This window comes from Pseudomonas sp. PDM32 (genome assembly GCF_019219225.1).
Classification (GTDB): Bacteria; Pseudomonadota; Gammaproteobacteria; order Pseudomonadales; family Pseudomonadaceae; genus Aquipseudomonas; species Aquipseudomonas laurylsulfatiphila.
The window spans coordinates 284,368-309,289 of sequence record NZ_JAHUWE010000005.1; the positions used below are offsets into that span (position 1 = coordinate 284,368).

The window sequence follows — 24,922 nt, forward strand, 5'->3', positions numbered from 1 at the left end:
GCGATGTGAATCCTTTAGCTGAGGTCGCGGTGGCGAACCTGGACGTTCTTCAGGGTTTTTTGCAGCACCTGCCCCAGACGCTCGGTCAGGTAGACGGAGCGGTGGTGTCCGCCAGTGCAGCCAATGGCAATGGTGACGTAGGCGCGGTTGCTGGCGGCAAAACGAGGCAGCCACTTTAGCAGGTATGTGGAAATGTCCTGGAACATCTCTTCCACATCCGGCTGTGCCGCCAGGTAATCGGCAACCGGTTGATCGAGCCCGGACTGCTCGCGCAATTCCGGTTTCCAGTAAGGGTTGGGCAGGCAGCGCACATCGAACACCAGGTCGGCGTCCACCGGCATACCACGCTTGAATCCGAAGGATTCCACCAGGAACGCAGTGCCCGGCTCGGGCTGATTCAACAGACGCAGTTTGATGGCGTCGCGCAGCTGATACAGGTTCAGGCTGGTGGTGTTGATCTTCAGATCGGCGAGGTCGGCAATCGGACCGAGCAGAACACTTTCAACGTTGATGGCTTCGGCCAGCGAGCGGTTGGCGTTGGTCAGGGGGTGACGCCGGCGGGTTTCCGAGAAGCGCTTGAGCAGGGTTTCTTCGTCGGCGTCCAGGTACAGGACATCGCACTGAATGTGGCGGCTGCGGACTTCTTCGAGCAGCTCGGGGAAGCGTGACAGGTGGCTGGGCAGGTTGCGCGCGTCAATGGAAACGGCCACCAGCGGCTGCATCAGCTCGGTATGAATCAACGCTCGTTCGGCCAGTTCCGGCAGCAGGCCGGCAGGCAGATTGTCGATGCAGTAGTAGCCGTTGTCCTCAAGAACATTGAGGGCGGTACTTTTACCCGAGCCGGAACGGCCACTGACGATGATCAAGCGCATGATTACTGACCGTTTTGCTCGTCCAGAACAACCTGATACAGGGCTTCGTTGCTTGCGGCATGACGCAGTTTTTCGCGAACATCCTTGCGGTCGAGCATGCTGGCGATCTGTCGCAGCAGCTCAAGGTGCGCATCGGTAGCGGCTTGCGGGACCAGCAGAACGAACAGCAGGTCAACCGGCGCGCCGTCGATGGCGTCGAAATCGATTGGGGCGTCCAGGTGCATCAATGCACTGATGGGCGATACACAACCCTTGAGACGGCAGTGTGGAATAGCGATGCCGTTGCCAAAACCGGTGGAACCGAGTTTTTCACGGGCAATCAGCGCCTCGAAGACATCTTGCATCTCCAGAGCCGGCACTTCGCGGGCGATCAGATTGGCAATTTGTTCGAGGGCTTTCTTTTTACTGCCGCCCGGCACGTTCACGAGGGAACGGCCGGGGGTCAGGATACTTTCAAGTCGGATCATGGGTTGGGAGTGTTAACGACCGGTTGCGCCCTGAAGGAGGCTCTGGGTCTTTTCCTTATGCTTTTTGAGTTGTTTATCAAGCTTGTCGGTGAGTGCATCGATCGCAGCGTACATATCGGTATGTTCCGCATTGGCGACCACTTCATTCCCGGGAATATGCAGCGTGGCTTCGATTTTCTGCTTCAGCTTCTCGACGGTCATCGTGACCTGCACGTTAGTGATCTTGTCGAAATGTCGCTCCAATCGTTCGAGTTTTTCGCCGATGTAGGTGCGAAGAGGTTCGGTCACTTCCAGTTGGTGTCCACTGATGTTGACTTGCATACAGCTTCTCCTTCGTTGCCAGTGCATAAAGCGGTAGATCAGATGATCTACCACTGGAACGCTGTGGCGTGGCTCTACATCAACCGCTTGCGTTCGCTCGAAGGCGCGATCCCTAGGGATTCGCGGTACTTGGCGACGGTGCGGCGAGCCACCTGAATGCCTTGTGCCTCCAGTAAACCAGCGATCTTGCTGTCACTCAACGGCTTTTTCTGATTTTCCGCGGCAACCAGTTTTTTGATGATCGCCCGGATCGCCGTGGACGAGCATTCGCCGCCTTCGGAGGTGCTTACGTGACTGGAGAAAAAGTATTTCAGTTCATAGATGCCCCGGGGGGTGTGCATGAACTTCTGGGTGGTCACCCGTGAAATCGTCGACTCATGCATGCCGACCGCTTCGGCGATGTCATGCAGGACGAGCGGCTTCATGGCTTCGTCGCCATATTCGAGGAAACCGCGCTGATGCTCCACGATCTGGGTGGCAACCTTCATCAGGGTTTCATTGCGGCTCTGCAGGCTCTTGATGAACCAGCGGGCCTCCTGTAACTGATTGCGCATGAAAGTGTTGTCGGCGCTGGTATCGGCGCGGCGCACAAAACCGGCGTACTGGGCGTTGACCCGCAGCCGTGGCACCGACTCCTGATTCAGCTCCACCAGCCAGCGCTCGTTGTCCTTGCGTACGATTACGTCAGGAACGACGTACTCGGCTTCGGTGGACTCGATCTGCGAGCCCGGGCGCGGGTTGAGGCTCTGGACCAGCTCTATGACCTGGCGCAGCTCATCTTCCTTGAGCTTCATGCGGCGCATCAACTGGCTGTAGTCGCGGCTGCCAAGCAGGTCGATGTAATCGGTGACAAGGCGCTTGGCTTCAGCCAGCCAAGGGGTCTTGGCTGGCAACTGACGCAATTGCAGCAGCAGGCATTCGCCCAGGTTGCGTGCGCCGATGCCCGCAGGCTCGAATTGCTGGATGCGGTGTAGGACGGCTTCGATTTCGTCCAGTTCGATGTCCAGTTCCGGGTCGAAGGCTTCGAGGATTTCCTCGAGGGTTTCGTCCAGATAGCCCTGATTGTTGATGCAGTCGATCAGGGTCACGGCGATCAGGCGATCGGTGTCAGACATCGGAGCCAGGTTCAGCTGCCACAGCAAGTGGCTTTGCAGGCTTTCACCGGCCGAGGTGCGGGTGGTGAAGTCCCACTCGTCATCGTCATTGCTGGGCAGGCTGCTGGCGCTGGTCTGGTAAACGTCCTCCCACGCGGTGTCGACGGGGAGTTCATTGGGGATGCGCTCGTTCCAGTCACCCTCTTCGAGGTTATCAACCGTCGGGGCGCTTTCCTGGTAGGAGGGTTCCTGGATGTCGGTGTTGGGTTTTTGTTCGGCGTTGTCGGCCAAGGGGTCGGAATTGTCGAAGTCGTCGCCTTCTTCCTGGCGTTCGAGCATCGGATTGGACTCCAGGGCCTCCTGGATTTCCTGTTGCAGGTCCAGGGTCGACAATTGGAGCAGGCGGATGGCCTGTTGCAGCTGAGGTGTCATCGTCAGCTGCTGGCCCATTCTCAAGACTAGCGATGGTTTCATGGCAGGGGCTTAACACCTTATTCGCCGGCGCACATGCGCCATCCACTACAGGGCGCCGGGGCGCCAAACATAAGCAAATTATATGCCTGAAACTGAAGGATTTGCCTAGAGCGCTGTAACAATAAAAAACTATAAATTTGTGTTGCGGTGCTGCCCTTGTTGGGAGCTGAACACGCGGGTTCGCATGAGGCGCCGATGAATCGCGAGACGGGTGCCCGGGCAGTTGCCTGGGCACGCCTCAGCGTTTACAGGCGGAACTCATGGCCCAGGTACACTTCCTTCACCAGATTGTTGGCCAGGATGGTCTCTGCGTCACCTTCGGCGATCAGTTGACCGTCGTTGACGATATAGGCGGTTTCACAGATATCCAGGGTTTCACGAACGTTGTGGTCCGTGATCAGCACGCCAATGCCTTTGGCCTTGAGGTGGTAAATGATCTGTTTGATGTCGCCGACCGAAATCGGGTCCACGCCGGCAAACGGTTCATCGAGGAGGATGAACTTCGGGTTGGTGGCCAAGGCGCGGGCGATTTCCACGCGGCGGCGCTCACCACCGGACAGGCTCATGCCGAGGTTGTCGCGGATGTGGCTGATGTGGAATTCCTGCAGCAGGCTTTCCAGCTCCTTGCGACGACCGGCCTTGTCGAGCTCCTTGCGGGTCTCGAGGATGGCCATGATGTTGTCGGCCACCGACAGTTTGCGGAAGATCGATGCTTCTTGCGGCAAATAGCCGATACCGGCTTTTGCGCGGCCGTGCATCGGCTGGTGGCTGACGTCCAGGTCATCGATCAGAACGCGGCCCTGGTCGGCTTGCACCAGGCCCACGATCATGTAGAAGCAAGTGGTCTTGCCGGCGCCGTTCGGACCAAGCAGGCCGACGATCTGACCGCTGTCGATGGACAGGCTGACATCACGCACGACCTGGCGGCTCTTGTAGCTCTTGGCCAGATGCTGAGCTTTCAGAGTTGCCATTACTGGGCCTTTTTCTCGTCGGTTTTTTTCTTCGGCTGGATCACCATGTCGATGCGCGGACGCGACTCGGTGACCTTGCTGCCGGTGGCGCGCCCGGCGCTGGCCAGTTTCTTCTCGGTGTCGTAGACGATTTTCTCGCCTTGGGTGACGTTGTTGTCCTTGTCGACAACCTTGGCCTTGTCGATCAACACGACGCGATTTTGCGAGGCGTGATACTGAATGGTCACGCCCCAGCCCTGAACAGGCTTGGTATCGCCAGCCGTCTGCAATTGCTCGAAGTACGCCAGGTTGCCCACCGAGGTCACTACGTCAATATCGCCAGTCGGGGTGCGGGTGATGGTAACGGTGTTGCCTGTCACCTTCATCGAGCCTTGGGTGATGATCACGTCACCCTTGTAGGTAGCAATACCTTGCTTGTCGTCCAGTTGGGCATCGTCGGCCTGAATGCGGATAGGCTGCTGTTGGTCTTCCGGCAGAGCCCAGGCGCTCACGCTTCCCAGTGCTGCGCCCAGACTGAGCAAAATCGGGAGGGTTTTAACGAGCCTCATACTGTCCTCTTACGTTCGATAGCAGGTGTATCCTGCTTTCTTTCAAATACGCTTTCATTCCCTTGCCAGTCGATACACCGCCAGCGCCGTCGATTCTAACGTCTTGCTCGGTCTGCGCATATTGCTGCTGCGGGAACACGGTCATGCGGGTGCTGGTGATCAGGGTCTTGCGGTTTTTCTCGTCGAAGCGCGTGATGCGCACATCATCGATCAGCTCGACCTGCGTGCCGTCAGGGTTGACCTCGCCGCGCAGGCTCTGGACGTGCCACGGGAACTCGGTGCCGCGGAACACGTTCAGGTCGGGGTTGGTCAGCAGTGTCACCTCGGTCGCCTTCAGGTGCTCGACCTTGTCGGACACCAGATCATATTGCAGCTTGCCGTCCGGCAGGTACTGCACGCTGTGGGCGTTGATGGCGTAATAGTCGATCGCGCTTTCATCGACCGGCGTTACCGGCTTGTCGAGGAAGCGTTCCGGGCTGATGTTCCAGTAGCCAACTGCGGCGAATATCGCCGCGATGCAACTGTACAGCAGGGTGTTGCGAAACTTTTTGCTCAGCATATCGGGCTCACAGGTACGCCGCATTGGCCGCATCGAGGCGGTCCTGGGCGCGCAGGATCAATTCGCAGAACTCGCGAGCGGCACCTTCGCCGCCGCGGGCGAGGGTGATGCCGTGAGCATGTTCGCGCACGAAACTGGCGGCATTGGCCACGGCCATGCCCAAGCCTACGCGGCGAATCACCGGCAGGTCCGGCAGGTCGTCGCCGAGGTAGGCTACCTGTTCATAGCTCAAATTCAGTTGGGCCAGCAGCTCGTCGAGTACCACCAGTTTATCTTCGCGGCCCTGATACAGGTGCGGGATGCCGAGGTTTTTGGCCCGCCGCTCGACCACCGGGGTCTTGCGGCCACTGATGATCGCAGTCTGCACGCCAGCGGCCATCAGCATCTTGATGCCCTGGCCGTCGAGCGTGTTGAACGTCTTGAATTCGCTGCCGTCTTCGAGGAAGTACAGGCGTCCATCGGTCAGCACGCCGTCGACATCGAACACCGCCAGTTTGATCTGTTTGCCGCGTTGCAGCAGGTCCGCACTCATTACATTACTCCTGCACGCAGCAAGTCGTGCATGTTCAAGGCGCCGACCGGGCGGTCTTCGCTGTCGACCACGACCAGCGCGCTGATTTTATGGTCTTCCATGATTTTCAGTGCTTCGGCGGCCAGCATTTCGGCGCGGGCGGTCTTGCCATGGGCCGTCATGACCTGGTCGATGACCACACTGTGGATGTCGATGCTGCGGTCCAGTGTGCGGCGCAAATCACCGTCGGTGAAGATTCCGGCCAGCTTGCCGTCGGCCTCGAGGATGACAGTCATGCCCAGGCCCTTGTGGGTCATTTCCATCAAGGCGTCCTTGAGCAGGGTGCCGCGCTGGACCTGCGGCAGTTCCTGGCCGGCGTGCATGACATTTTCCACTTTCAGCAGCAGGCGTCGGCCCAGGGCGCCGCCAGGGTGGGAAAAGGCGAAGTCTTCGGCGGTAAAGCCACGAGCTTCCAGCAGTGCGACCGCCAGGGCGTCGCCCATGACCAGTGCGGCGGTGGTCGACGAGGTGGGTGCCAGGTTCAGCGGGCAGGCTTCGTGTTCGACGTGAACATTCAAGTTGACCTCGGCGGCCTTGGCCAGCGGTGAATCAGGGTTGCCGGTCATGCTGATCAACTGTATGCCCAGGCGCTTGATCAGTGGCAGCAGGGTAACGATTTCATTGGTGGAGCCGGAATTCGAGAGCGCCAGAATGATGTCGTCGCGGGTAATCATGCCCATGTCACCATGGCTGGCTTCCGCCGGGTGCACAAAAAATGCCGTGGTGCCGGTGCTGGCCAGGGTCGCGGCGATCTTGTTGCCGATGTGCCCCGACTTGCCCATGCCGACCACGACCACGCGGCCTTTGCTGGCCAGAATCATCTCGCAAGCGCGTACGAAATCTGCGTCGATTTGCGGTAGCAGGCCTTGCACGGCTTCTACTTCGAGGCGGATGGTGCGTTGTGCTGATTGAATCAGGTCGCTGGATTGGCTCATGTCAGAAATCGTATAGCCTGATGAAAAGGCGGCGATTATAGCGGTTATGATCGAATCCCTCACGCAAGTTCGTCGTGCATTGTCATTCCTTGTTACCTGAAACCCTCTAGACGGGGCTTTGAACCACTCCTGCCGTTGCACATGACTCGGCTTTGGCCTTGGGCGTGCAGCCTTTGCAGTGATATAGTTCGCCGCCAGTTCGGCCTGCCCGGGAGGTATGTGCTTTCGTCAGAAAGCCAGGCGTCCGAGTGAGAGGCTGCATCGCAAGGAGTTTAGATGAGTGCCGATAACGCCTACGCGGTCGAGCTGAAGGGACTGTCCTTCAAGCGCGGTGCGCGCAGCATTTTCAATAATGTCGATATCCGTATCCCGCGTGGCAAGGTCACCGGCATCATGGGGCCTTCCGGGTGCGGCAAGACTACGCTTCTGCGCCTGATGGGCGCCCAGCTGCGCCCCACCAAGGGCGAAGTCTGGGTCAACGGCCAGAACCTGCCGAAACTGTCGCGCAGCGACCTGTTCGATGCGCGCAAGCATATGGGCGTGCTGTTTCAGAGCGGCGCGCTGTTTACCGACCTCGATGTCTTCGAGAATGTCGCGTTCCCGTTGCGGGTTCATACGCAACTGCCGGAAGAAATGATCCGTGACATCGTCCTGCTCAAATTGCAGGCCGTCGGTTTGCGCGGAGCCATCGACCTGATGCCCGACGAGCTATCCGGCGGCATGAAGCGCCGTGTTGCGCTGGCCCGGGCGATTGCGCTCGATCCACAGATCCTCATGTACGACGAACCCTTTGTCGGCCAGGACCCCATTGCCATGGGCGTTCTGGTGCGCCTGATTCGCTTGCTCAACGATGCGCTGGGCATCACCAGCATCGTGGTTTCCCACGACCTGGCCGAGACCGCGAGCATTGCCGATTACATTTATGTGGTGGGCGATGGCCAGGTGTTGGGGCAGGGTACCCCGGACGAATTGATGAACTCGGATGAACCGCGCATTCGTCAGTTCATGACCGGTGACCCCGATGGCCCGGTTCCGTACCACTTTCCAGCGACGGATTACCGCGCAGATATTCTGGGGAAGCGCTGATGCGCAGAATTTCATTGATGGAGCGCGTTCGCCGCTTCGGCCAGGCCGGCATCGATGTGCTGGCGGTGTTCGGGCGTTCGGCCCTGTTCCTGTTTCATGCCTTGCTTGGTCGCGGTGGTATCGGTGGCGGCTTCGGGCTGCTGGTCAAGCAGCTGCATTCGGTGGGCGTGATGTCCCTGGTGATCATCGTGGTCTCCGGGGTGTTCATCGGCATGGTGCTGGCGCTGCAGGGCTTCAACATCCTTTCCAGCTATGGTTCGGAGCAGGCTGTCGGGCAGATGGTTGCGCTGACGCTGCTGCGAGAACTGGGGCCGGTGGTGACCGCCTTGCTGTTCGCCGGGCGCGCCGGTTCGGCGTTGACCGCGGAAATCGGCAACATGAAGTCCACCGAGCAGTTGTCCAGCCTGGAAATGATCGGGGTTGACCCGCTCAAGTACATCATCGCGCCACGTTTGTGGGCCGGCTTCATTTCCCTGCCGGTGCTGGCGATGATTTTCAGCGTGGTGGGCATCTGGGGCGGCTCGTGGGTCGCTGTCGACTGGCTGGGGGTCTATGAAGGTTCCTACTGGTCGAACATGCAGAACAGCGTGACGTTCACTGAGGATGTGCTCAACGGGATCATCAAAAGCATCGTCTTTGCCTTTGTCGTGACCTGGATCGCCGTATTCCAAGGCTATGACTGCGAACCCACTTCCGAGGGGATCAGTCGTGCCACTACCAAGACCGTTGTCTATGCCTCGTTGGCAGTGCTCGGCCTGGACTTTATTCTGACCGCCTTGATGTTTGGAGATTTCTGATGCAAAACCGCACCCTGGAAATCGGTGTCGGCCTTTTCTTGCTGGCTGGCATCCTGGCTTTGCTCTTGTTGGCGTTGCGGGTCAGTGGGCTGTCCCCGACTCCGAGCACCGACACCTATAAACTTTACGCCTACTTCGACAATATCGCCGGTTTGACTGTCAGAGCAAAGGTGACCATGGCCGGTGTGACCATCGGCAAGGTCACGGCCATCGATCTGGATCGCGACAGCTTTACCGGTCGGGTGACCATGCAGCTGGAAAAACGCATCGATAATCTGCCGGCGGACTCCACTGCATCTATCCTGACTGCTGGGTTGTTGGGTGAGAAGTACATCGGTATCAGCGTGGGCGGGGAAGACACCCTGCTCAAGGATGGTGGAACCATCCATGACACGCAGTCATCGCTGGTGCTCGAGGACCTGATCGGTAAATTCCTGCTCAATACCGTTAGCAAAGAAGCTAAATGAGGAACTGTTAAATGATCTCTACCTTGCGACGTGGCCTGTTGGTAATGCTCGCGGTGTTTCCGTTGGTGTCCCACGCCGTAGCGGCGCCTTCGGCGCACGATCTGGTGCAGGACACAACCAATCGTATGCTCGCGGACCTGGCGGCAAACAAAGAGAAGTACAAGCAGGATCCGCAAGACTTTTATACGGCGCTGAACACCATCGTCGGGCCGGTCGTGGATGCCGAGGGTATTTCCAAGAGCATCATGACGGTCAAGTACTCGCGCAAAGCTACGCCTGAGCAGATGAAGACCTTCGAGGAAAACTTCAAGAAGGGCCTGTTCCAGTTCTATGGCAATGCCTTGCTGGAGTACAACAACCAGGGCATCACCGTTGAACCGGCCAAGGACGAGTCTGGCGACCGTACCAGCGTTGGCATGACTGTCAAAGGCAGCAGCGGCGCGATCTATCCAGTGTCCTACACACTGGAAAAGATCAACGGCGAGTGGAAACTGCGTAACGTCATCATCAATGGCATCAATATCGGCAAGCTGTTCCGCGATCAGTTCGCCGATGCGATGCAGCGCAATGGTAACGACCTGGACAAGACCATCAATGGTTGGGCCGGGGAAGTCGCCAAGGCCAAGGAATCCACCGAGAAGCAGACCCAATGAGTGAGTCGGCAGTCCAGATGGACGAAGCAGGTGAGCTGCGACTCACTGGCGTGCTGGATTACCGCACCGGCCCTGGCCTGCGTGAGCAGGGCAAGGCGCTGATCAAGGCCAGCAAGGCTGCGGCGCTGGTGGTCGATTGTTCGGCGGTGACCAAGTCCAGCAGTGTCGGTTTGTCATTGCTGCTGTGCTTCATCCGCGATGCTCAGGCAGCCGGCAAGGCGTTGAGCATCCGTGGAATGCCGGAAGACATGCGTGAAATCGCTCAGGTCAGCGAGCTGACCGAGCTGTTGGCGCATCCCTAACCCGCATCTATAAAGAAGCCCCCCGTCAGAGTCCTGCTTCGCGGGGTTCGCAGGCGCGGGGCTTTTTTGTATGATGTCCGACCCGCGCGCACAGGGCGCCGATTGAGGTTGAGCATGCAGGCCGTAGAAGTGAAGAGCTTCCTTGAAGGAAAGCTGCCCGGAACGTTGGTAGAAGTCGAGGGCGAAGGCTGCAATTTCCAGCTGAATGTGATTAGCGATGAACTGGCGGCGTTGAGCCCGGTGAAGCGTCAGCAGCAGATCTATGCCCATTTGAACCCATGGATCACCGATGGCAGCATCCATGCGGTCACAATGAAATTTTTCAGCAGCGCGGCCTGGGCCGAGCGCACCTGAGCCCAAGGGCGTCGAGATTCTTATGGATAAATTGATTATTACTGGCGGTGCTCGTCTTGACGGCGAAATCCGCATCTCCGGGGCAAAGAACTCTGCCCTGCCGATCCTGGCTGCCACGCTGCTTTGCGATGGTCCGGTGACCGTTGCCAACCTGCCGCACCTGCACGACATCACCACCATGATCGAACTGTTCGGTCGCATGGGGATCGAGCCGGTGATCGACGAAAAACTCGCCGTCGAAATCGATCCGCGCACCATCAAGACCCTGGTCGCTCCGTACGAACTGGTTAAAACCATGCGTGCGTCGATCCTGGTGCTCGGCCCGATGGTTGCCCGTTTCGGCGAAGCCGAAGTCGCGCTGCCTGGCGGTTGCGCCATCGGTTCGCGTCCGGTTGACCTGCACATCCGTGGCCTGGAAGCCATGGGCGCGGTCATCGACGTCGAAGGCGGCTACATCAAGGCCAAGGCGCCTGAGGGCGGCTTGCGCGGTGCGCACTTCTTCTTCGATACCGTCAGTGTGACCGGTACCGAAAACATCATGATGGCCGCTGCACTGGCCAAGGGCCGTAGCGTTCTGGCCAACGCCGCGCGCGAACCTGAAGTGGTCGACCTGGCGAACTTCCTCAACGCCATGGGCGCCAAGGTTTCCGGCGCCGGCACCGACACCATCACCATCGATGGCGTCGAGCGTCTGCACACCACCACTTACAAGGTGATGCCGGACCGTATCGAAACCGGTACCTACCTGGTTGCCGCTGCCGTGACCGGCGGCCGCGTGAAGGTCAAGGACACGGATCCGACCATCCTCGAAGCCGTTCTGGAAAAACTCCGGGAGTCCGGTGCCGAAATCACCTGCGGCGAAGACTGGATCGAGCTGAACATGCACGGCAAACGTCCGAAAGCCGTCAACGTGCGGACCGCTCCGTACCCGGCGTTCCCGACCGACATGCAAGCGCAGTTCATCTCCCTCAACGCCATTGCCGAAGGCACGGGCGCTGTGATCGAAACGATCTTCGAAAACCGCTTCATGCACGTCTACGAACTGCACCGCATGGGCGCCAAGATCCAGGTCGAGGGCAACACTGCCATCGTCACCGGCACCGAGAAGCTCAAGGGCGCGCCAGTGATGGCCACCGACCTGCGTGCTTCGGCCAGCCTGGTGATCTCGGCCCTGGTTGCCGAGGGCGACACCCTGATCGACCGCATCTACCATATAGACCGTGGCTACGAGTGCATCGAGGAAAAACTGCAGATGCTGGGCGCCAAGATCCGTCGCGTTCCGGGCTAGTACTGCTGCATGGGCACAGGGAGGTGCCCGTTGGATTGTTGTAGGTCGAGCCGGTTTCCGGCTCGACGCGTGTCCGGCGCCGATTGCGACCGGGCATAAGATTCCTGATTAAGGGCTGACGTTTCCCATGCTGACTATCGCACTGTCCAAGGGCCGCATCCTTGACGACACCTTGCCGCTTCTGGCTGAAGCGGGCATCGTGCCGACCGAGAATCCGGACAAGAGCCGCAAGCTGATCATCCCCACGACCCAGGACGATGTCCGTCTGCTGATCGTGCGTGCCACCGATGTGCCGACCTATGTCGAACATGGTGCTGCCGACCTCGGCGTCGCCGGTAAAGATGTGCTGATGGAATACGGCGGCCAGGGCCTGTACGAGCCGCTGGACCTGCAAATTGCCCAGTGCAAGCTGATGACCGCCGGTAAAGTCGGTGCAGTCGAGCCCAAGGGCCGTCTGCGCATCGCCACCAAGTTCGTCAATGTTGCCAAGCGCTACTACGCCGAACAGGGTCGTCAGGTCGACATCATCAAGCTTTACGGTTCGATGGAACTGGCGCCGCTGATCGGTCTGGCGGACAAGATCATCGACGTGGTCGACACCGGTAACACGCTGCGGGCCAACGGCCTGGAGCCACAGGATTTCATCGCGGCCATCAGCTCCCGGCTGATCGTCAACAAGGCTTCGATGAAAATGCAGCACGCCCGTATCCAGGCGTTGATCGACACCCTGCGCAAGGCAGTGGAGTCTCGACACCGCGGCTGATTCACCTGCGCGACCTTAAGTCGCGCCGTCTATCCGCCTCATAGCCAGAATTCTCAGGTGCCCAAGCGGATCGAATGTTAGCTTCGGGCGCCTGAGTTTTTTGCCATTCCTATGAGGCTCTCGCTATGACCGCACTGACTGCAATTCGCCGACTCAACGCTGCTGACCCGGATTTCGCGCATCATCTGGATCATCTGCTGAGCTGGGAAAGTGTGTCTGACGACTCGGTCAATCAGCGGGTGCTGGACATCATCAAGGCCGTGCGCGAGCGCGGTGACGCGGCGCTGGTGGACTTCACCCGTCAGTTCGACGGCCTGGACGTGAAGTCCATGGCCGACCTGATCCTGCCGCGCGAGCGTCTGGAGTTGGCACTGACCCGAATTTCCGTAGCCCAGCGCGAAGCACTGGAAGTCGCCGCAGCCCGCGTGCGCAGCTACCACGAGAAGCAGAAGCAGGACTCCTGGAGTTACACCGAGGCGGACGGCACCGTACTGGGCCAGAAAGTCACGCCGCTGGATCGTGCCGGTCTGTATGTGCCGGGCGGCAAGGCGTCGTACCCGTCGTCGGTGCTGATGAACGCGATTCCGGCCAAGGTTGCCGGCGTGACCGAAGTGGTCATGGTCGTACCGACCCCGCGTGGTGAAATCAACGAGCTGGTATTGGCTGCGGCCTGCATCGCCGGTGTCGACCGCGTGTTCACCATCGGTGGCGCCCAGGCCGTTGCTGCGCTGGCTTACGGTACCGAGAGCGTGCCGAAGGTCGACAAGGTCGTCGGCCCGGGCAACATCTATGTGGCTACCGCCAAGCGCCACGTATTTGGCCAGGTCGGCATCGACATGATCGCCGGCCCTTCGGAAATCCTCGTGGTGTGCGACGGCCAGACCGATCCGGACTGGATCGCCATGGACCTGTTCTCCCAGGCCGAGCACGACGAAGACGCCCAGGCCATTCTGGTCAGCCCCGATGCCGGGTTCCTCGACAAGGTTGCCGCCAGCATCGCCAAGTTGATGCCGACCATGGAGCGTGCCGCAATCATCGAAACCTCGATCAATGGCCGTGGTGCACTGATCAAGGTTCGCGACATGGAACAGGCCATCGAAGTGGCCAACCGCATCGCGCCGGAGCACCTCGAGTTGTCCGTTGCCGATCCGCAAGCCTGGCTGCCGCAGATCCGCCACGCCGGCGCGATCTTCATGGGCCGTCACACCTCCGAAGCCTTGGGCGACTACTGCGCAGGCCCGAACCACGTGTTGCCTACCTCCGGCACCGCGCGTTTCTCTTCGCCGCTGGGCGTGTATGACTTCCAGAAACGTTCATCGATCATCTTCTGTTCCGAGCAGGGCGCATCGGAACTGGGCAAGACCGCATCCGTGCTGGCCCGTGGCGAGTCGCTGACCGCGCACGCGCGTAGCGCCGAATACCGCATCGTTGACGACAAGCAGGTGAAATGAAGATGAGTAAATTCTGGAGCCCGTTCGTCAAGAACCTGGTGCCTTACGTGCCGGGCGAGCAGCCGAAACTGGCAAAGCTGGTGAAGCTCAACACCAACGAAAACCCGTATGGTCCATCGCCCAAGGCCTTGGCCGCGATGCAGACCGAACTGAACGACAACCTGCGCCTGTACCCGGACCCGAACAGCGACCTGCTGAAGAATGCGGTCGCCAGGTACTACGGCGTGCAGGGCAATCAGGTGTTCCTCGGCAACGGTTCCGACGAAGTCCTGGCGCACATCTTCCACGGATTGCTGCAGCACGATCAGCCGCTGCTGTTCCCGGACATCAGCTACAGCTTCTATCCGGTCTACTGCGGACTGTATGGCATCAATTTCGACGCGGTGCCGCTGGACGAGCAATTCCGGATCAGCCCGGCGGACTACGCCAGGCCGAACGGCGGGATCATCTTCCCCAACCCGAACGCACCGACCGGCTGCCTGCTGGCGCTGGAAGCGGTGGAGCAGATTCTCAAGGCCAGCCCGGATTCGGTGGTCGTGGTGGACGAGGCTTACATCGATTTCGGCGGCGAGACGGCAATCACTCTGGTCGATCGTTATCCCAACCTGCTGGTGACCCAGACCCTGTCCAAGTCCCGCTCCCTGGCCGGTCTACGGGTTGGCCTGGCGGTGGGGCATCCGGACCTGATAGAGGCGCTGGAGCGGATCAAGAACAGCTTCAACTCCTATCCGCTGGATCGCATGGCGAATGTCGGCGCAGCTGCAGCGTTCGAGGATCGCGAGTATTTCGACAAGACCTGCCGGTTGGTGATCGAGAATCGCGAGAAGGTCGTTGGGCAATTGCAGGCCAAGGGATTTGAAGTGCTGCCATCAGCGGCGAACTTCATTTTCGCCCGTCACCCCCAACACGATGCGGCGGGGCTGGCGGCGAAGTTGCGTGAGCAGGGCGTGATCGTCCGGCATTTCAAGCAGGAGCGGATTGCCCAGTTCCTGCGGATCTCCATCGGCACGCCAGAGCAGAACCAGGCGCTGATCGACGGTCTGGGCGAGCTCTAAGTCACCGCCAACCCTGTGGGAGCGGGCTTGCTCGCGAAAGCGGTGTGTCAGTTAACTTCTGCGTCGACTGACACACCGCTTTCGCGAGCAAGCCCGCTCCCACATTGGTTTTGGGGGTCGCTTACTCTTCTTCTTTCTCTTTGACCGGTGCCGGCGGCGGACGCAAACCGATTTCCGCGGTCAGCTTGAGTTCCTTGCCGTTGCGCATCACCTGGATCGTGACCTTGTCGGTCGGCTTGATCCGCGCCACCTGATTCATCGAGCGACGGCCATCACCGGCCGGTTCGCCATCGATGGCAAGAATCACGTCACCCAGTTGCAGGCCGGCCTTCTGTGCCGGACCATCGCGGAAAATCCCCGCCACGACAATGCCCGGACGCCCGGACAAACCGAAGGATTCGGCCAGTTCCTGGGTCAACGGCTGCACTTCGATACCCAGCCAGCCACGAATCACCTGGCCGTGCTCGATGATCGACTTCATCACTTCCATCGCGAGCTTTACCGGGATCGCGAAACCGATGCCCTGGGAGCCGCCGGACTTGGAGAAGATCGCCGTGTTGATGCCGGTCAGATTGCCAATGGCGTCCACCAGTGCACCGCCCGAGTTGCCGGGGTTGATCGCGGCATCGGTCTGGATGAAGTCTTCATAGTTGTTCAGGCCCAGTTGATTGCGCCCGGTGGCACTGATGATGCCCATGGTGACGGTCTGGCCGACGCCGAACGGGTTGCCGATGGCCAGCGCCACGTCGCCGATGCGGATGTTGTCGGAGCGCCCCACGGTGATCGACGGCAGGTTTTTCAGGTCGATTTTCAGCACCGCGAGATCAGTCTCCGGGTCGCTGCCGATCACCCGGGCCAGGGTCTCGCGGCCGTCCTTGAGCGCCACGACAATCTGGTCGGCACCGCTGGTCACGTGGTTGTTGGTCAGGATGTAGCCTTCCGGGCTCATGATCACGCCGGAACCGAGGCTCGATTCCATGCGTTTCTGCTTGGGCGAGTTATCGCCGAAGAAACGGCGGAACTGCGGATCTTCGAACAACGGATGATTGGGTTTGTTGATGACCTTGGTGGTGTACAGGTTCACCACCGACGGCGCTGCGGTGGTGACCGCGTCGGCATAAGACACCGGGCCCTGTTGCATGCTGGTGGTTTGCGGCGCTTGCTGCAGATTGACGTCGAGGCTCGGGAGCCCGACCCACTGCGGGTAACGCTGGATTATCAAAAGAGCGACAAGCACGCCGGCCAACAGCGGCCAGCCGGAAAAACGCAGCGCCTTGAGCATTAAGCAGTTCCTGAGAGAGTTGCAGGCGGTATGAGACCGCTCATAATGACGCGCATTATACGAGGCCGCACGCGCCTCTGAACGGGATATTTAGGAGTCTTTCATGGCCGTCGCCCTGAGCACCCTGGTCGAAGAAGCCGACCGTTACCTCAACAGCGCCAAAATCGCCGATTACTGCCCCAATGGCTTGCAAGTCGAAGGCCGTCCGCAAGTGATGCGCATTGTCAGTGGCGTCACTGCCAGCCAGGCATTGCTGGATGCCGCGGTAGAGGCCAATGCCGATCTGGTACTGGTGCACCACGGCTACTTCTGGAAGGGTGAAAACCCGTGCATCACCGGCATGAAGCAGCGCCGCTTGAAGACCCTGCTCAAGCACGATATCAGCCTCCTGGCCTATCACCTGCCGCTGGATCTGCACCCGGATGTCGGCAATAACGTGCAGCTTGCGCGGCAGCTCGACATCACCGTCGAAGGTCCGCTGGACCCGGATAACCTGAAGATTGTCGGTCTGGTCGGCTCGTTGAATGAGCCGATCATGCCCCGGGATTTCGCCCGCCGCGTACAGGAAGTCATGGGGCGCGAGCCGCTGTTGATCGAAGGCGGCGCCATGATCCGCCGCGTCGGCTGGTGCACCGGTGGCGGCCAGGGATACATCGATCAGGCCATTTCTGCCGGCGTCGACCTGTACCTCAGCGGCGAGGCTTCCGAGCAAACCTTCCACAGTGCACGGGAAAACGACATCAGCTTCATCGCCGCCGGTCACCATGCGACCGAGCGCTACGGCGTGCAGGCCTTGGGCGACTACCTGGCGCGACGCTTTGCGCTGGAGCACATATTCATCGATTGCCCGAATCCGATCTGAATCCGGGATCCCCTGTAGGAGCGAGCTTGCTCCGGGCGGCGTTCCGACGATGAACCTGAGAACACCGCGGGGTGTCAGGCTGCCAGCGTTATCGTTGACGACCATCGCGAGCAAGCTCGCTCCTACAGGGGGCGATGTGCCCAAACAGCGGGGCATATTCATATGCTCTTTCGATCTAGTTGGCGTCCTGATTAGAAGAGGTCGCTGTGCTAGGATCCCCGCTCGAACACGGCCCGCTGGCCGTTCATAAGAAAGCTTTCGTGAGTAGCCATGGTCGACAAACTGACGCATCTGAAACAGCTGGAGGCGGAAAGCATCCACATCATCCGCGAGGTGGCCGCCGAGTTCGACAACCCGGTGATGTTGTACTCCATCGGTAAAGACTCCGCCGTGATGCTGCATCTGGCACGCAAGGCGTTCTTCCCGGGCAAGCTGCCGTTTCCGGTGATGCACGTCGACACCCGCTGGAAATTCCAGGAGATGTACGCCTTCCGTGACAAGATGGTCGCCGAGCTGGGCCTCGACCTGATCACCCACGTCAACCCGGACGGCGTGGCGCAGAACATCAACCCGTTCACCCACGGCAGCGCCAAGCACACCGACATCATGAAGACCGAGGGCCTGAAGCAGGCGCTCGACAAGCATGGTTTCGACGCAGCGTTCGGTGGCGCCCGTCGCGATGAAGAGAAGTCCCGCGCCAAGGAGCGCGTGTACTCGTTCCGCGACAGCAAGCACCGCTGGGATCCAAAGAACCAGCGTCCCGAGCTGTGGAACGTCTACAACGGCAAGGTCAACAAGGGCGAGTCGATCCGCGTCTTCCCGCTGTCGAACTGGACCGAACTGGACATCTGGCAGTACATCTACCTTGAAGGCATCCCGATCGTCCCGCTGTACTTCGCCGCCGAGCGTGAAGTCATCGAGAAGAACGGCACGCTGATCATGATCGATGACGAGCGCATCCTCGAGCACCTGAGCGATGAAGACAAAGCGCGCATCGTCAAAAAGAAAGTGCGTTTCCGTACCCTTGGTTGCTACCCGTTGACGGGCGCGGTGGAGTCCGAGGCCGAAAGCCTCACGGACATCATTCAGGAAATGCTCCTGACGCGAACTTCCGAGCGCCAGGGCCGTGTCATCGACCACGATGGCGCAGGCTCGATGGAAGACAAAAAACGTCAAGGTTATTTCTAAGGGGCTGTCATGTCGCATCAATCTGATTTGATCAGCGAGGACATCCTCGCCTACCTGGGCCAGCACGAACGTAAAGAGCTGCTGCGCTTTCTGACCTGCGGTAACGTCGACGACGGCAAAAGCACCCTGATCGGGCGCCTGCTGCACGACTCCAAGATGATCTACGAAGATCACCTGGAAGCGATCACCCGCGACTCGAAAAAAGTCGGCACCACCGGCGAAGACATCGACCTGGCGTTGCTGGTCGACGGCCTGCAGGCCGAGCGTGAACAAGGCATCACCATCGATGTTGCGTACCGCTATTTCTCCACCGCCAAGCGCAAATTCATCATCGCCGACACCCCCGGCCATGAGCAGTACACCCGCAACATGGCCACCGGTGCGTCCACCTGTGACCTGGCGATCATCCTGGTCGACGCCCGCTACGGCGTGCAGACCCAGACCCGTCGCCACAGCTTCATCGCCTCGTTGCTGGGCATCAAGCACATAGTCGTCGCCATCAACAAGATGGACCTCAAGGACTTCGACCAAGGCGTGTTCGAGTCGATCAAGGCCGACTACCTGCAGTTCGCCGAAGGCTTGAAGATGAAGCCCACCAGCATGCACTTCGTGCCGATGTCGGCATTGAAGGGCGACAACGTGGTGAACAAATCCGAGCGCTCGCCGTGGTACACCGGCCAGTCGCTGATGGAAATCCTCGAGACCGTGGAAGTGGCGGGCGATCGCAACTTCACCGACCTGCGTTTCCCGGTGCAGTACGTCAACCGTCCGAACCTGAACTTCCGTGGCTTCGCCGGTACGCTGGCCAGCGGTATCGTCAAGAAAGGCGACGAAGTCGTGGTGCTGCCGTCGGGCAAGAGCAGCCGCGTGAAGTCCATCGTCACCTTCGAAGGTGAACTGGAACACGCAGGTCCAGGTCAGGCAGTCACGCTGACCATGGAAGACGAAATCGACATCTCCCGTGGCGACCTGTTGGTTCACGCCGACAATGTGCCGCCGGTGACCGACAGCTTCGAAGCGATGCTGGTGTGGATGGCTGAAGAGCCGATGCTGCCGGGCAAGAAATACGACATCAAGCGCGCCACCAGTTACGTGCCAGGCTCCATCGCCAGCATCGTCAACAAGGTCGACGTGAACACCCTGGAAGAAGGTCCGGCCAGCGCGTTGCAGTTGAACGAAATCGGCAAGGTCAAGATCGCGCTCGACGCGCCGATTGCCCTCGACGGCTACGACAGCAACCGCACCACCGGTGCCTTCATCATCATCGACCGCCTGACCAATGGCACCGTCGGCGCCGGCATGATCGTCGCCCAGCCTTTGGCCCATGGCACCAGCACCCACCACGGCAAGCTGGCCCACGTCGCCACCGAAGAGCGCGCACAGCGCTTCGGCCAACAACCGGCCACCGTGTTGTTCAGCGGCTTGTCGGGCGCGGGCAAGAGCACCCTGGCGTATGCGGTTGAACGCAAGCTGTTCGATCTGGGACGTGCGGTGTTCGTACTTGATGGCCAGAACCTGCGTCACGACCTGAACAAGGGTCTGCCACAGGATCGCGCCGGGCGTACCGAGAACTGGCGTCGTGCCGCGCACGTTGCGCGTCAGTTCAACGAAGCCGGTCTGCTGACCCTGGCGGCGTTCGTTGCGCCGAGTGCCGAAGGTCGTGAACAGGCCCGGGAACTGATCGGCAAGGAACGTCTGCTGACGGTCTACGTCCAGGCTTCGCCGACCGTCTGCGCCGAGCGTGATCCGCAGGGCCTGTACGCGGCGGCCGGGGATAACATTCCGGGTGAGTCCTTTCCGTACGACGTGCCGCTGGATGCCGATCTGGTAATCGACACCCAGTCCGTGTCGCTGGAAGACGGCGTCAAGCAAGTGCTGGCTCTGCTGCGCGAGCGTGGTGCAATTTAAGCGCTAGCCGGAAATGAAAAACCCGCCGATGAGTGATCCTCGGCGGGTTTTTTGTGCTCTGTAGATTGTCAAAAGATCGCAGCACCTACAGGGTAAGCGCGCACCTTTGTGTAGGAGCTGCCGAAGGCTGCGATCTTTTGATCTTAAGCTCCCGGGAACTCCCGATGCATCTGCGCAAGCAGCGCATCCTTGTCCTGCCACATCTGATTGATCCAGCCCTGGAACTGCAAGCGATACTCACCATCCTGGTCGTAGTTCTTGCCGATGAACTGCGGCGGAATCTTCAGCTCTTCAAAGTGCACCACCACGTCCGCAATGTTCCCGCACAACAAGTCCCAGAAACCAGGGCGCCCGGCGGGGTAGTGGATGGTCACGTTGACGATCGACTCCAGTTGTTCGCCCATCGCATCCAGCACAAAGGCAATGCCACCGGCCTTGGGCTTGAGCAGGTACTTGAAAGGCGATTTCTGCTGGGCATGCTTGCCCTCGGTGAAGCGCGTGCCTTCGACGAAGTTGAAAATACCCACCGGGTTGTCGCGGAATTTCGCGCAGGTCTTGCGGGTGGTTTCCAGGTCCTTGCCTTTTTTCTCCGGGTGCTTCTCCAGATAGGCCTTGGAGTAGCGCTTCATGAACGGAAAGCCCAGCGCCCACCAGGCCAGACCAATCACCGGGACCCAGATCAGCTCCTGCTTGAGAAAGAACTTCAACGGTTGGATGCGTCGGTTGAGCACGTATTGCAGCACCAGGATGTCGACCCAGCTCTGGTGGTTGCTGGTGATCAGGTACGAGTGCCGGTAGTCGAGGCCTTGCAGGCCGCTGATGTGCCAGCGCGTGCGGCGCACCAGGTTCATCCAGCCTTTGTTGAGGCTGATCCAGGCTTCATGGGTATGGCTCATCAGCCAGCCCGCGATGCGTTGGGTGAGGGCGAACGGCAATGCCTTGACGAGCGCCACGCAGAACAGGAACGAGCAGAGCAAAATCGTGTTCAATGCCAGCAGCAGCGAGGCGATCACGCCGCGCAACGGGGCGGGTAGGAAGTCCAGCATTTACACATCCATAGGTCGGTTGGCGGCTTGAATCGCGGTCAGGGCGATGGTGTAGACGATGTCGTCGACCTGCGCGCCGCGCGGCAAATCGTTCACCGGTTTGCGCAGGCCTTGCAGCATCGGCCCGAGGCTGACGCAGTCGGCGCTGCGCTGCACGGCTTTGTGGGTGGTGTTGCCGGTGTTGAGGTCGGGGAACACGTACACCGTGGCACGACCGGCCACCTGGCTGTTCGGCGCCAGCTGCCGGGCGACGCTTTCGTTGGCCGCGGCGTCGTACTGCAAGGGGCCGTCGATCAGCAGCGAGTGCTGTTGTTCGTGGGCGAGCAGAGTGGCCTCGCGGACCTTTTCGACTTCCTCGCCGCTGTCCGATTCGCCGCTGGAGTAGCTGATCATCGCCACCCGCGGGGTGATGCCGAATGCGGCGGCCGAGTCGGCGCTTTGCAGGGCGATCTCGGCCAGTTCGCTGGCGCTCGGGTGCGGGTTCATCACGCAGTCGCCGTAGACCAGCACTTCTTCGGGGAACAGCATGAAGAACACCGAAGACACCAGGGTGCAGCCCGGTGCTGTTTTAATCAGCTGCAGGGCCGGGCGGATGGTGTTGGCGGTGGTGTTGATCACGCCCGATACGAGGCCGTCGACTTCATCGAGGGCCAGCATCATGGTGCCGATCACCACGGTGTCTTCCAGTTGTTGCTCGGCCATCGGCGCGTTGAGGCTTTTGCTTTTGCGCAGCGCGACCATTGGCTCGACGTAGCGCTCGCGGATCAAATCCGGATCGATGATTTCCAGACCAGGCGGCAGTTCGATGCCCTGGGCGCGGGCGACGGCCTGCACGTCCTCGGGCTTGGCCAGCAGCACGCAGCGAGCGATGCCACGGGCCTGGCAGATCGCTGCGGCCTGCACGGTCAACGGCTCGCTGCCTTCGGGCAGCACGATGCGCTTGTTGGCCGCCTGGGCGCGCTGGATCAATTGATAGCGGAACACCGCTGGCGACAGGCGCATCTCGCGCGGTGTACCGCAGCGCTGGTGCAACCAGTTGGCATCGAGATGGCCAGCGATGAAATCGGTGATGATTTCGGCGCGCTCGCGGTCGTCGATGGGGATTTCCTTGTTCAGGCCATTGAGCAGGTTGGCGGTGTCATAGGAGCCGGTACTCACCGACAGCACCGGCAGCCCGGCCTGCAGGGCGCCGCGGCACAGGTCCATGATGCGCGGGTCGGGCAGGGTGTCGCTGGTCAGCAGCAGGCCGGCCAGCGGCACGCCGTTCAAGGCCGCGAGGCTGACGGCGAGGATGATGTCGTCGCGGTCGCCGGGGGTCACCACCAGCACGCCGGGCTTGAGCAACTCCACGGTGTTACGCATGGTGCGGGCGCAAATGATGATCTTGGTCATGCGCCGGGTTTCATAATCACCGGCGTTGAGCACTTGCGCGCCCATCAGGTCGGCGACGTCGCGGGTGCGCGGCGCGTTCAGTTCCGGCTGGAACGGAATGCAACCGAGCAAGCGGAAATCCCCGCTGCGCAGCAACGGCGAATGCTCCTTCAGGCGCGTGGCGAAGGCCTCCATGCTTTCCTCGGTCTTGACCTTGTTGAGGATCACGCCGAGGACTTTCGGGTCTTTCGGGCCACCGAACAATTGCGCCTGCAACTCGACGCGACCGGAGAGTTCGGTCAGCACTTCGTTTTCCGGTGCCGAGACCAGGATCACCTCGGCGTCGAGGCTCTTGGCCAGGTGCAGGTTGACCCGCGCGGCGTAGCTGGCGCTGCGGGTCGGCACCATGCCTTCTACGATCAACACGTCCTTGCCGATGGCAGCCTGCTGATACAGGGTGATGATTTCTTCGAGCAACTCATCGAGCTGGCCGTCGCCGAGCATGCGCTCGACATGCGCCAGGCCCAGTGGCTGAGGCGGTTTCAAGCCGTGGGTACGCGCCACCAGTTCAGTGGAACGTTCCGGGCCCGTGTCGCCCGGATGCGGCTGGGCAATCGGTTTGAAAAAGCCGACCTTGAGCCCGGCGCGCTCAAGGGTACGCACCAGCCCGAGGCTGATGGAGGTCAGACCCACACCAAAATCGGTGGGCGCGATAAAAAAAGTTTGCATGCGGATTCTCTGGAAGGTGCATGGCAATGGTCACGACCTATGGCTGGTCGATTACCGAAATTCAGTCGACAAGGTTATCGCTAACCGTGCCTTGTGCACACCAACCGCAATCAAAGGGTCGGCCTATTTTTTCCTGGCGCTGCACAGGGTCCATGACCCAGGCCCGGGATTGCCAGGGCGGCTGGTGCCGCAGGTGTTGGGTGTGGCCACAGGAAAGCTCGGCCACCCAGTGGCCGTCCTCGTCCTGATGGAAGCCTGTGACCGTCGAATCCCGTTTGTCCGGGTTGTGTTCGCTTTCGGTCGATTGCTTCGCTAAACTTGGCCTTTCAATCTTCTTATGCAAAAGGTCTCGCCCCATGCTGATCGCCGCCAATAAGGCTGTCTCCATCGACTATACCCTGACCAACGACGCTGGTGAGGTCATCGACAGCTCCGCCGGCGGCGCGCCGCTGGTCTACCTGCAAGGCGCAGGCAACATCATCCCGGGCCTGGAAAAGGCTCTGGAAGGCAAGGCTGTCGGTGACGAGCTGACCGTTGCCGTTGAACCTGAAGATGCTTATGGCGAATACGCTGCCGAACTGGTCAGCACCCTGAGCCGTAGCATGTTCGAAGGCGTCGACGAACTGGAAGTGGGCATGCAGTTCCACGCTTCCGCTCCGGACGGCCAGATGCAGATCGTGACCATCCGTGATCTGGACGGCGACGACGTGACCGTTGACGGCAACCACCCGTTGGCCGGTCAGCGCCTGAATTTCCAGGTCAAGATCGTTGCCATCCGTGACGCCAGCCAGGAAGAAATCGCTCATGGCCACGTCCATGGCGAAGGTGGCCATCACCACTGATTTCTGCGCTAAGCTCAGATAACTGGAGAGGCGCCCCGAGGGCGCCTTTTTAGTCTGCGGCTGTCCCTGACGACACCGCCAAGTGGCTGTTTCGAGAAGAACACGGGAATCTGGAGTACGCCATGAGTGCTTTTCACGACCTTAAATTGACAGCCCTGGATGGACAGGAGCTACCTCTGGCGCCTTTCAAAGGCCAAGTCGTATTGGTGGTCAACGTCGCCTCCAAATGCGGCCTGACCCCGCAATACGCGGCGCTGGAAAACCTCTACCAACAATACAAGGGCAAAGGCTTCAGCGTGTTGGGCCTGCCGTGCAACCAGTTTGCCGGGCAGGAACCGGGGACCGAGCAGGAGATCAAGGATTTCTGCAGCCTCAACTATGGTGTGACCTTCCCGTTGTCCAGCAAGCTGGAAGTCAACGGGCATGACCGTCATCAGTTGTACCGCCTGCTGGCGGGCGAGGGCGCGGAATTCCCCGGCGATATCACCTGGAACTTCGAGAAGTTCCTGCTGGGCAAGGATGGCCGCGTACTGGCGCGGTTCTCGCCACGTACGGCGCCAGATGATCCGACCATTGTTCATGCGATTGAAAAAGCGCTGAGTTAAGCCATAGATCAACATCAAAAGATCGCAGCCTTCGGCAGCTCCTACACAGGATCGTAGGAGC

Annotated in this window: 28 protein-coding genes; 15 read left to right on the forward strand and 13 right to left on the reverse strand. The window is 60.1% G+C overall.

Annotated features, from left to right (window positions below):
* Positions 1–14 precede the first annotated feature (14 nt).
* From rapZ to KW846_RS11930, 9 genes are all read right to left on the reverse strand, one after another.
* Positions 15–872, reverse strand: a complete 858-nt coding sequence (gene rapZ, locus KW846_RS11890; RefSeq protein WP_218482351.1) for an RNase adapter RapZ — start codon at positions 870–872, stop codon at positions 15–17.
* Between the two features lie 2 nt (positions 873–874).
* A complete protein-coding gene (gene ptsN / locus KW846_RS11895) occupies positions 875–1,339 on the reverse strand; it encodes a PTS IIA-like nitrogen regulatory protein PtsN (RefSeq protein ID WP_218482352.1) in 465 nt (154 codons plus the stop codon).
* A gap of 12 nt (positions 1,340–1,351) precedes the next feature.
* Positions 1,352–1,660, reverse strand: coding sequence for a ribosome hibernation-promoting factor, HPF/YfiA family (hpf, locus tag KW846_RS11900; protein WP_007941242.1), 309 nt, complete (start codon positions 1,658–1,660; stop codon positions 1,352–1,354).
* 74 nt (positions 1,661–1,734) lie between these two features.
* The gene (locus KW846_RS11905; RefSeq protein WP_095944267.1) at positions 1,735–3,228 is read right to left on the reverse strand and encodes an RNA polymerase factor sigma-54; all 1,494 of its coding nucleotides are present in this window, start codon (positions 3,226–3,228) and stop codon (positions 1,735–1,737) included.
* 245 nt (positions 3,229–3,473) lie between these two features.
* Entirely contained in the window at positions 3,474–4,199 is a 726-nt protein-coding gene (lptB, locus tag KW846_RS11910; protein ID WP_046040048.1) for an LPS export ABC transporter ATP-binding protein, read from the reverse strand.
* Positions 4,199–4,747 carry a lipopolysaccharide transport periplasmic protein LptA gene (gene lptA / locus KW846_RS11915; protein ID WP_218482353.1) on the reverse strand — a complete coding sequence of 183 codons (549 nt, stop codon included), beginning with the start codon at positions 4,745–4,747 and terminating at the stop codon, positions 4,199–4,201. Before lptA ends, lptB begins: the two co-directional genes overlap by 1 nt.
* Positions 4,734–5,306, reverse strand: a complete 573-nt coding sequence (lptC, locus tag KW846_RS11920) for an LPS export ABC transporter periplasmic protein LptC (RefSeq protein ID WP_104450947.1) — start codon at positions 5,304–5,306, stop codon at positions 4,734–4,736. Before lptC ends, lptA begins: the two co-directional genes overlap by 14 nt.
* A gap of 7 nt (positions 5,307–5,313) precedes the next feature.
* On the reverse strand, positions 5,314–5,838 hold the full coding sequence (locus KW846_RS11925) for an HAD family hydrolase (protein WP_008018712.1): 525 nt from the start codon (positions 5,836–5,838) through the stop codon (positions 5,314–5,316).
* Positions 5,838–6,812, reverse strand: a complete 975-nt coding sequence (locus tag KW846_RS11930; RefSeq protein ID WP_218480085.1) for a KpsF/GutQ family sugar-phosphate isomerase — start codon at positions 6,810–6,812, stop codon at positions 5,838–5,840. The genes KW846_RS11925 and KW846_RS11930 overlap by 1 nt, the downstream gene beginning before the upstream one ends.
* Before the next feature lie 276 nt (positions 6,813–7,088).
* Here KW846_RS11930 and KW846_RS11935 point away from each other — a divergent pair, with 276 nt between their 5' ends.
* From KW846_RS11935 to hisC, 10 genes are all read left to right on the forward strand, one after another.
* Positions 7,089–7,898, forward strand: a complete 810-nt coding sequence (locus KW846_RS11935; protein WP_116580970.1) for an ATP-binding cassette domain-containing protein — start codon at positions 7,089–7,091, stop codon at positions 7,896–7,898.
* On the forward strand, positions 7,898–8,695 hold the full coding sequence (gene mlaE, locus KW846_RS11940) for a lipid asymmetry maintenance ABC transporter permease subunit MlaE (RefSeq protein ID WP_007970268.1): 798 nt from the start codon (positions 7,898–7,900) through the stop codon (positions 8,693–8,695). The genes KW846_RS11935 and mlaE overlap by 1 nt, the downstream gene beginning before the upstream one ends.
* Positions 8,695–9,162: an outer membrane lipid asymmetry maintenance protein MlaD gene (gene mlaD / locus KW846_RS11945; RefSeq protein ID WP_007970271.1), complete on the forward strand. Its 468-nt coding sequence runs from the start codon at positions 8,695–8,697 to the stop codon at positions 9,160–9,162. Before mlaE ends, mlaD begins: the two co-directional genes overlap by 1 nt.
* An 11-nt stretch (positions 9,163–9,173) precedes the next feature.
* A complete protein-coding gene (locus KW846_RS11950; protein ID WP_116580971.1) occupies positions 9,174–9,815 on the forward strand; it encodes a phospholipid-binding protein MlaC in 642 nt (213 codons plus the stop codon).
* Complete coding sequence (locus tag KW846_RS11955; RefSeq protein ID WP_218482354.1) at positions 9,812–10,117, forward strand: lipid asymmetry maintenance protein MlaB; 306 nt, start codon at positions 9,812–9,814, stop codon at positions 10,115–10,117. Before KW846_RS11950 ends, KW846_RS11955 begins: the two co-directional genes overlap by 4 nt.
* 114 nt (positions 10,118–10,231) lie before the next feature.
* A complete protein-coding gene (locus KW846_RS11960; protein ID WP_007912386.1) occupies positions 10,232–10,471 on the forward strand; it encodes a BolA family protein in 240 nt (79 codons plus the stop codon).
* A gap of 22 nt (positions 10,472–10,493) precedes the next feature.
* Positions 10,494–11,759, forward strand: coding sequence for a UDP-N-acetylglucosamine 1-carboxyvinyltransferase (gene murA / locus KW846_RS11965; RefSeq protein ID WP_007970276.1), 1,266 nt, complete (start codon positions 10,494–10,496; stop codon positions 11,757–11,759).
* A gap of 127 nt (positions 11,760–11,886) precedes the next feature.
* Entirely contained in the window at positions 11,887–12,522 is a 636-nt protein-coding gene (hisG, locus tag KW846_RS11970; RefSeq protein WP_007970278.1) for an ATP phosphoribosyltransferase, read from the forward strand.
* 125 nt (positions 12,523–12,647) lie between these two features.
* Positions 12,648–13,973 (forward strand): histidinol dehydrogenase, encoded by a 1,326-nt coding sequence (gene hisD, locus KW846_RS11975; protein WP_007970280.1) that lies wholly within the window; start codon positions 12,648–12,650, stop codon positions 13,971–13,973.
* A 2-nt stretch (positions 13,974–13,975) separates the two neighbouring features.
* Positions 13,976–15,028 (forward strand): histidinol-phosphate transaminase, encoded by a 1,053-nt coding sequence (gene hisC / locus KW846_RS11980; RefSeq protein WP_218482355.1) that lies wholly within the window; start codon positions 13,976–13,978, stop codon positions 15,026–15,028.
* A 121-nt stretch (positions 15,029–15,149) separates the two neighbouring features.
* On the opposite strand, the gene algW is transcribed toward hisC, so the two are convergent.
* The gene (algW, locus tag KW846_RS11985; protein WP_007970284.1) at positions 15,150–16,310 is read right to left on the reverse strand and encodes a Do family serine endopeptidase AlgW; all 1,161 of its coding nucleotides are present in this window, start codon (positions 16,308–16,310) and stop codon (positions 15,150–15,152) included.
* A 103-nt stretch (positions 16,311–16,413) separates the two neighbouring features.
* On the opposite strand from algW, the gene KW846_RS11990 reads away from it, so the two are divergent.
* From KW846_RS11990 to cysN, 3 genes are all read left to right on the forward strand, one after another.
* Positions 16,414–17,172 (forward strand): Nif3-like dinuclear metal center hexameric protein, encoded by a 759-nt coding sequence (locus tag KW846_RS11990; RefSeq protein ID WP_218482356.1) that lies wholly within the window; start codon positions 16,414–16,416, stop codon positions 17,170–17,172.
* A 270-nt stretch (positions 17,173–17,442) separates the two neighbouring features.
* Complete coding sequence (cysD, locus tag KW846_RS11995; RefSeq protein ID WP_007970286.1) at positions 17,443–18,360, forward strand: sulfate adenylyltransferase subunit CysD; 918 nt, start codon at positions 17,443–17,445, stop codon at positions 18,358–18,360.
* Positions 18,361–18,369: 9 nt separating this feature from the next.
* A complete protein-coding gene (cysN, locus tag KW846_RS12000) occupies positions 18,370–20,268 on the forward strand; it encodes a sulfate adenylyltransferase subunit CysN (RefSeq protein ID WP_218482357.1) in 1,899 nt (632 codons plus the stop codon).
* A 143-nt stretch (positions 20,269–20,411) separates the two neighbouring features.
* On the opposite strand, the gene KW846_RS12005 is transcribed toward cysN, so the two are convergent.
* The 3 genes from KW846_RS12005 to KW846_RS12015 form a co-directional block, all read right to left on the reverse strand.
* Positions 20,412–21,314, reverse strand: a complete 903-nt coding sequence (locus KW846_RS12005) for an acyltransferase (RefSeq protein ID WP_218482358.1) — start codon at positions 21,312–21,314, stop codon at positions 20,412–20,414.
* On the reverse strand, positions 21,315–23,414 hold the full coding sequence (gene pta, locus KW846_RS12010) for a phosphate acetyltransferase (protein WP_218480079.1): 2,100 nt from the start codon (positions 23,412–23,414) through the stop codon (positions 21,315–21,317). It abuts the gene before it with no gap.
* Positions 23,415–23,475: 61 nt separating this feature from the next.
* Positions 23,476–23,802, reverse strand: a complete 327-nt coding sequence (locus KW846_RS12015) for a DUF3565 domain-containing protein (RefSeq protein WP_041474777.1) — start codon at positions 23,800–23,802, stop codon at positions 23,476–23,478.
* Here KW846_RS12015 and KW846_RS12020 point away from each other — a divergent pair.
* Together KW846_RS12020 and KW846_RS12025 are read left to right on the forward strand one after the other, a co-directional pair.
* Entirely contained in the window at positions 23,771–24,256 is a 486-nt protein-coding gene (locus KW846_RS12020) for a peptidylprolyl isomerase (RefSeq protein WP_007942189.1), read from the forward strand. The genes KW846_RS12015 and KW846_RS12020 overlap by 32 nt on opposite strands.
* 122 nt (positions 24,257–24,378) lie before the next feature.
* Positions 24,379–24,861: a glutathione peroxidase gene (locus KW846_RS12025; protein ID WP_008046206.1), complete on the forward strand. Its 483-nt coding sequence runs from the start codon at positions 24,379–24,381 to the stop codon at positions 24,859–24,861.
* The last annotated feature ends 61 nt before the right edge of the window (positions 24,862–24,922 follow it).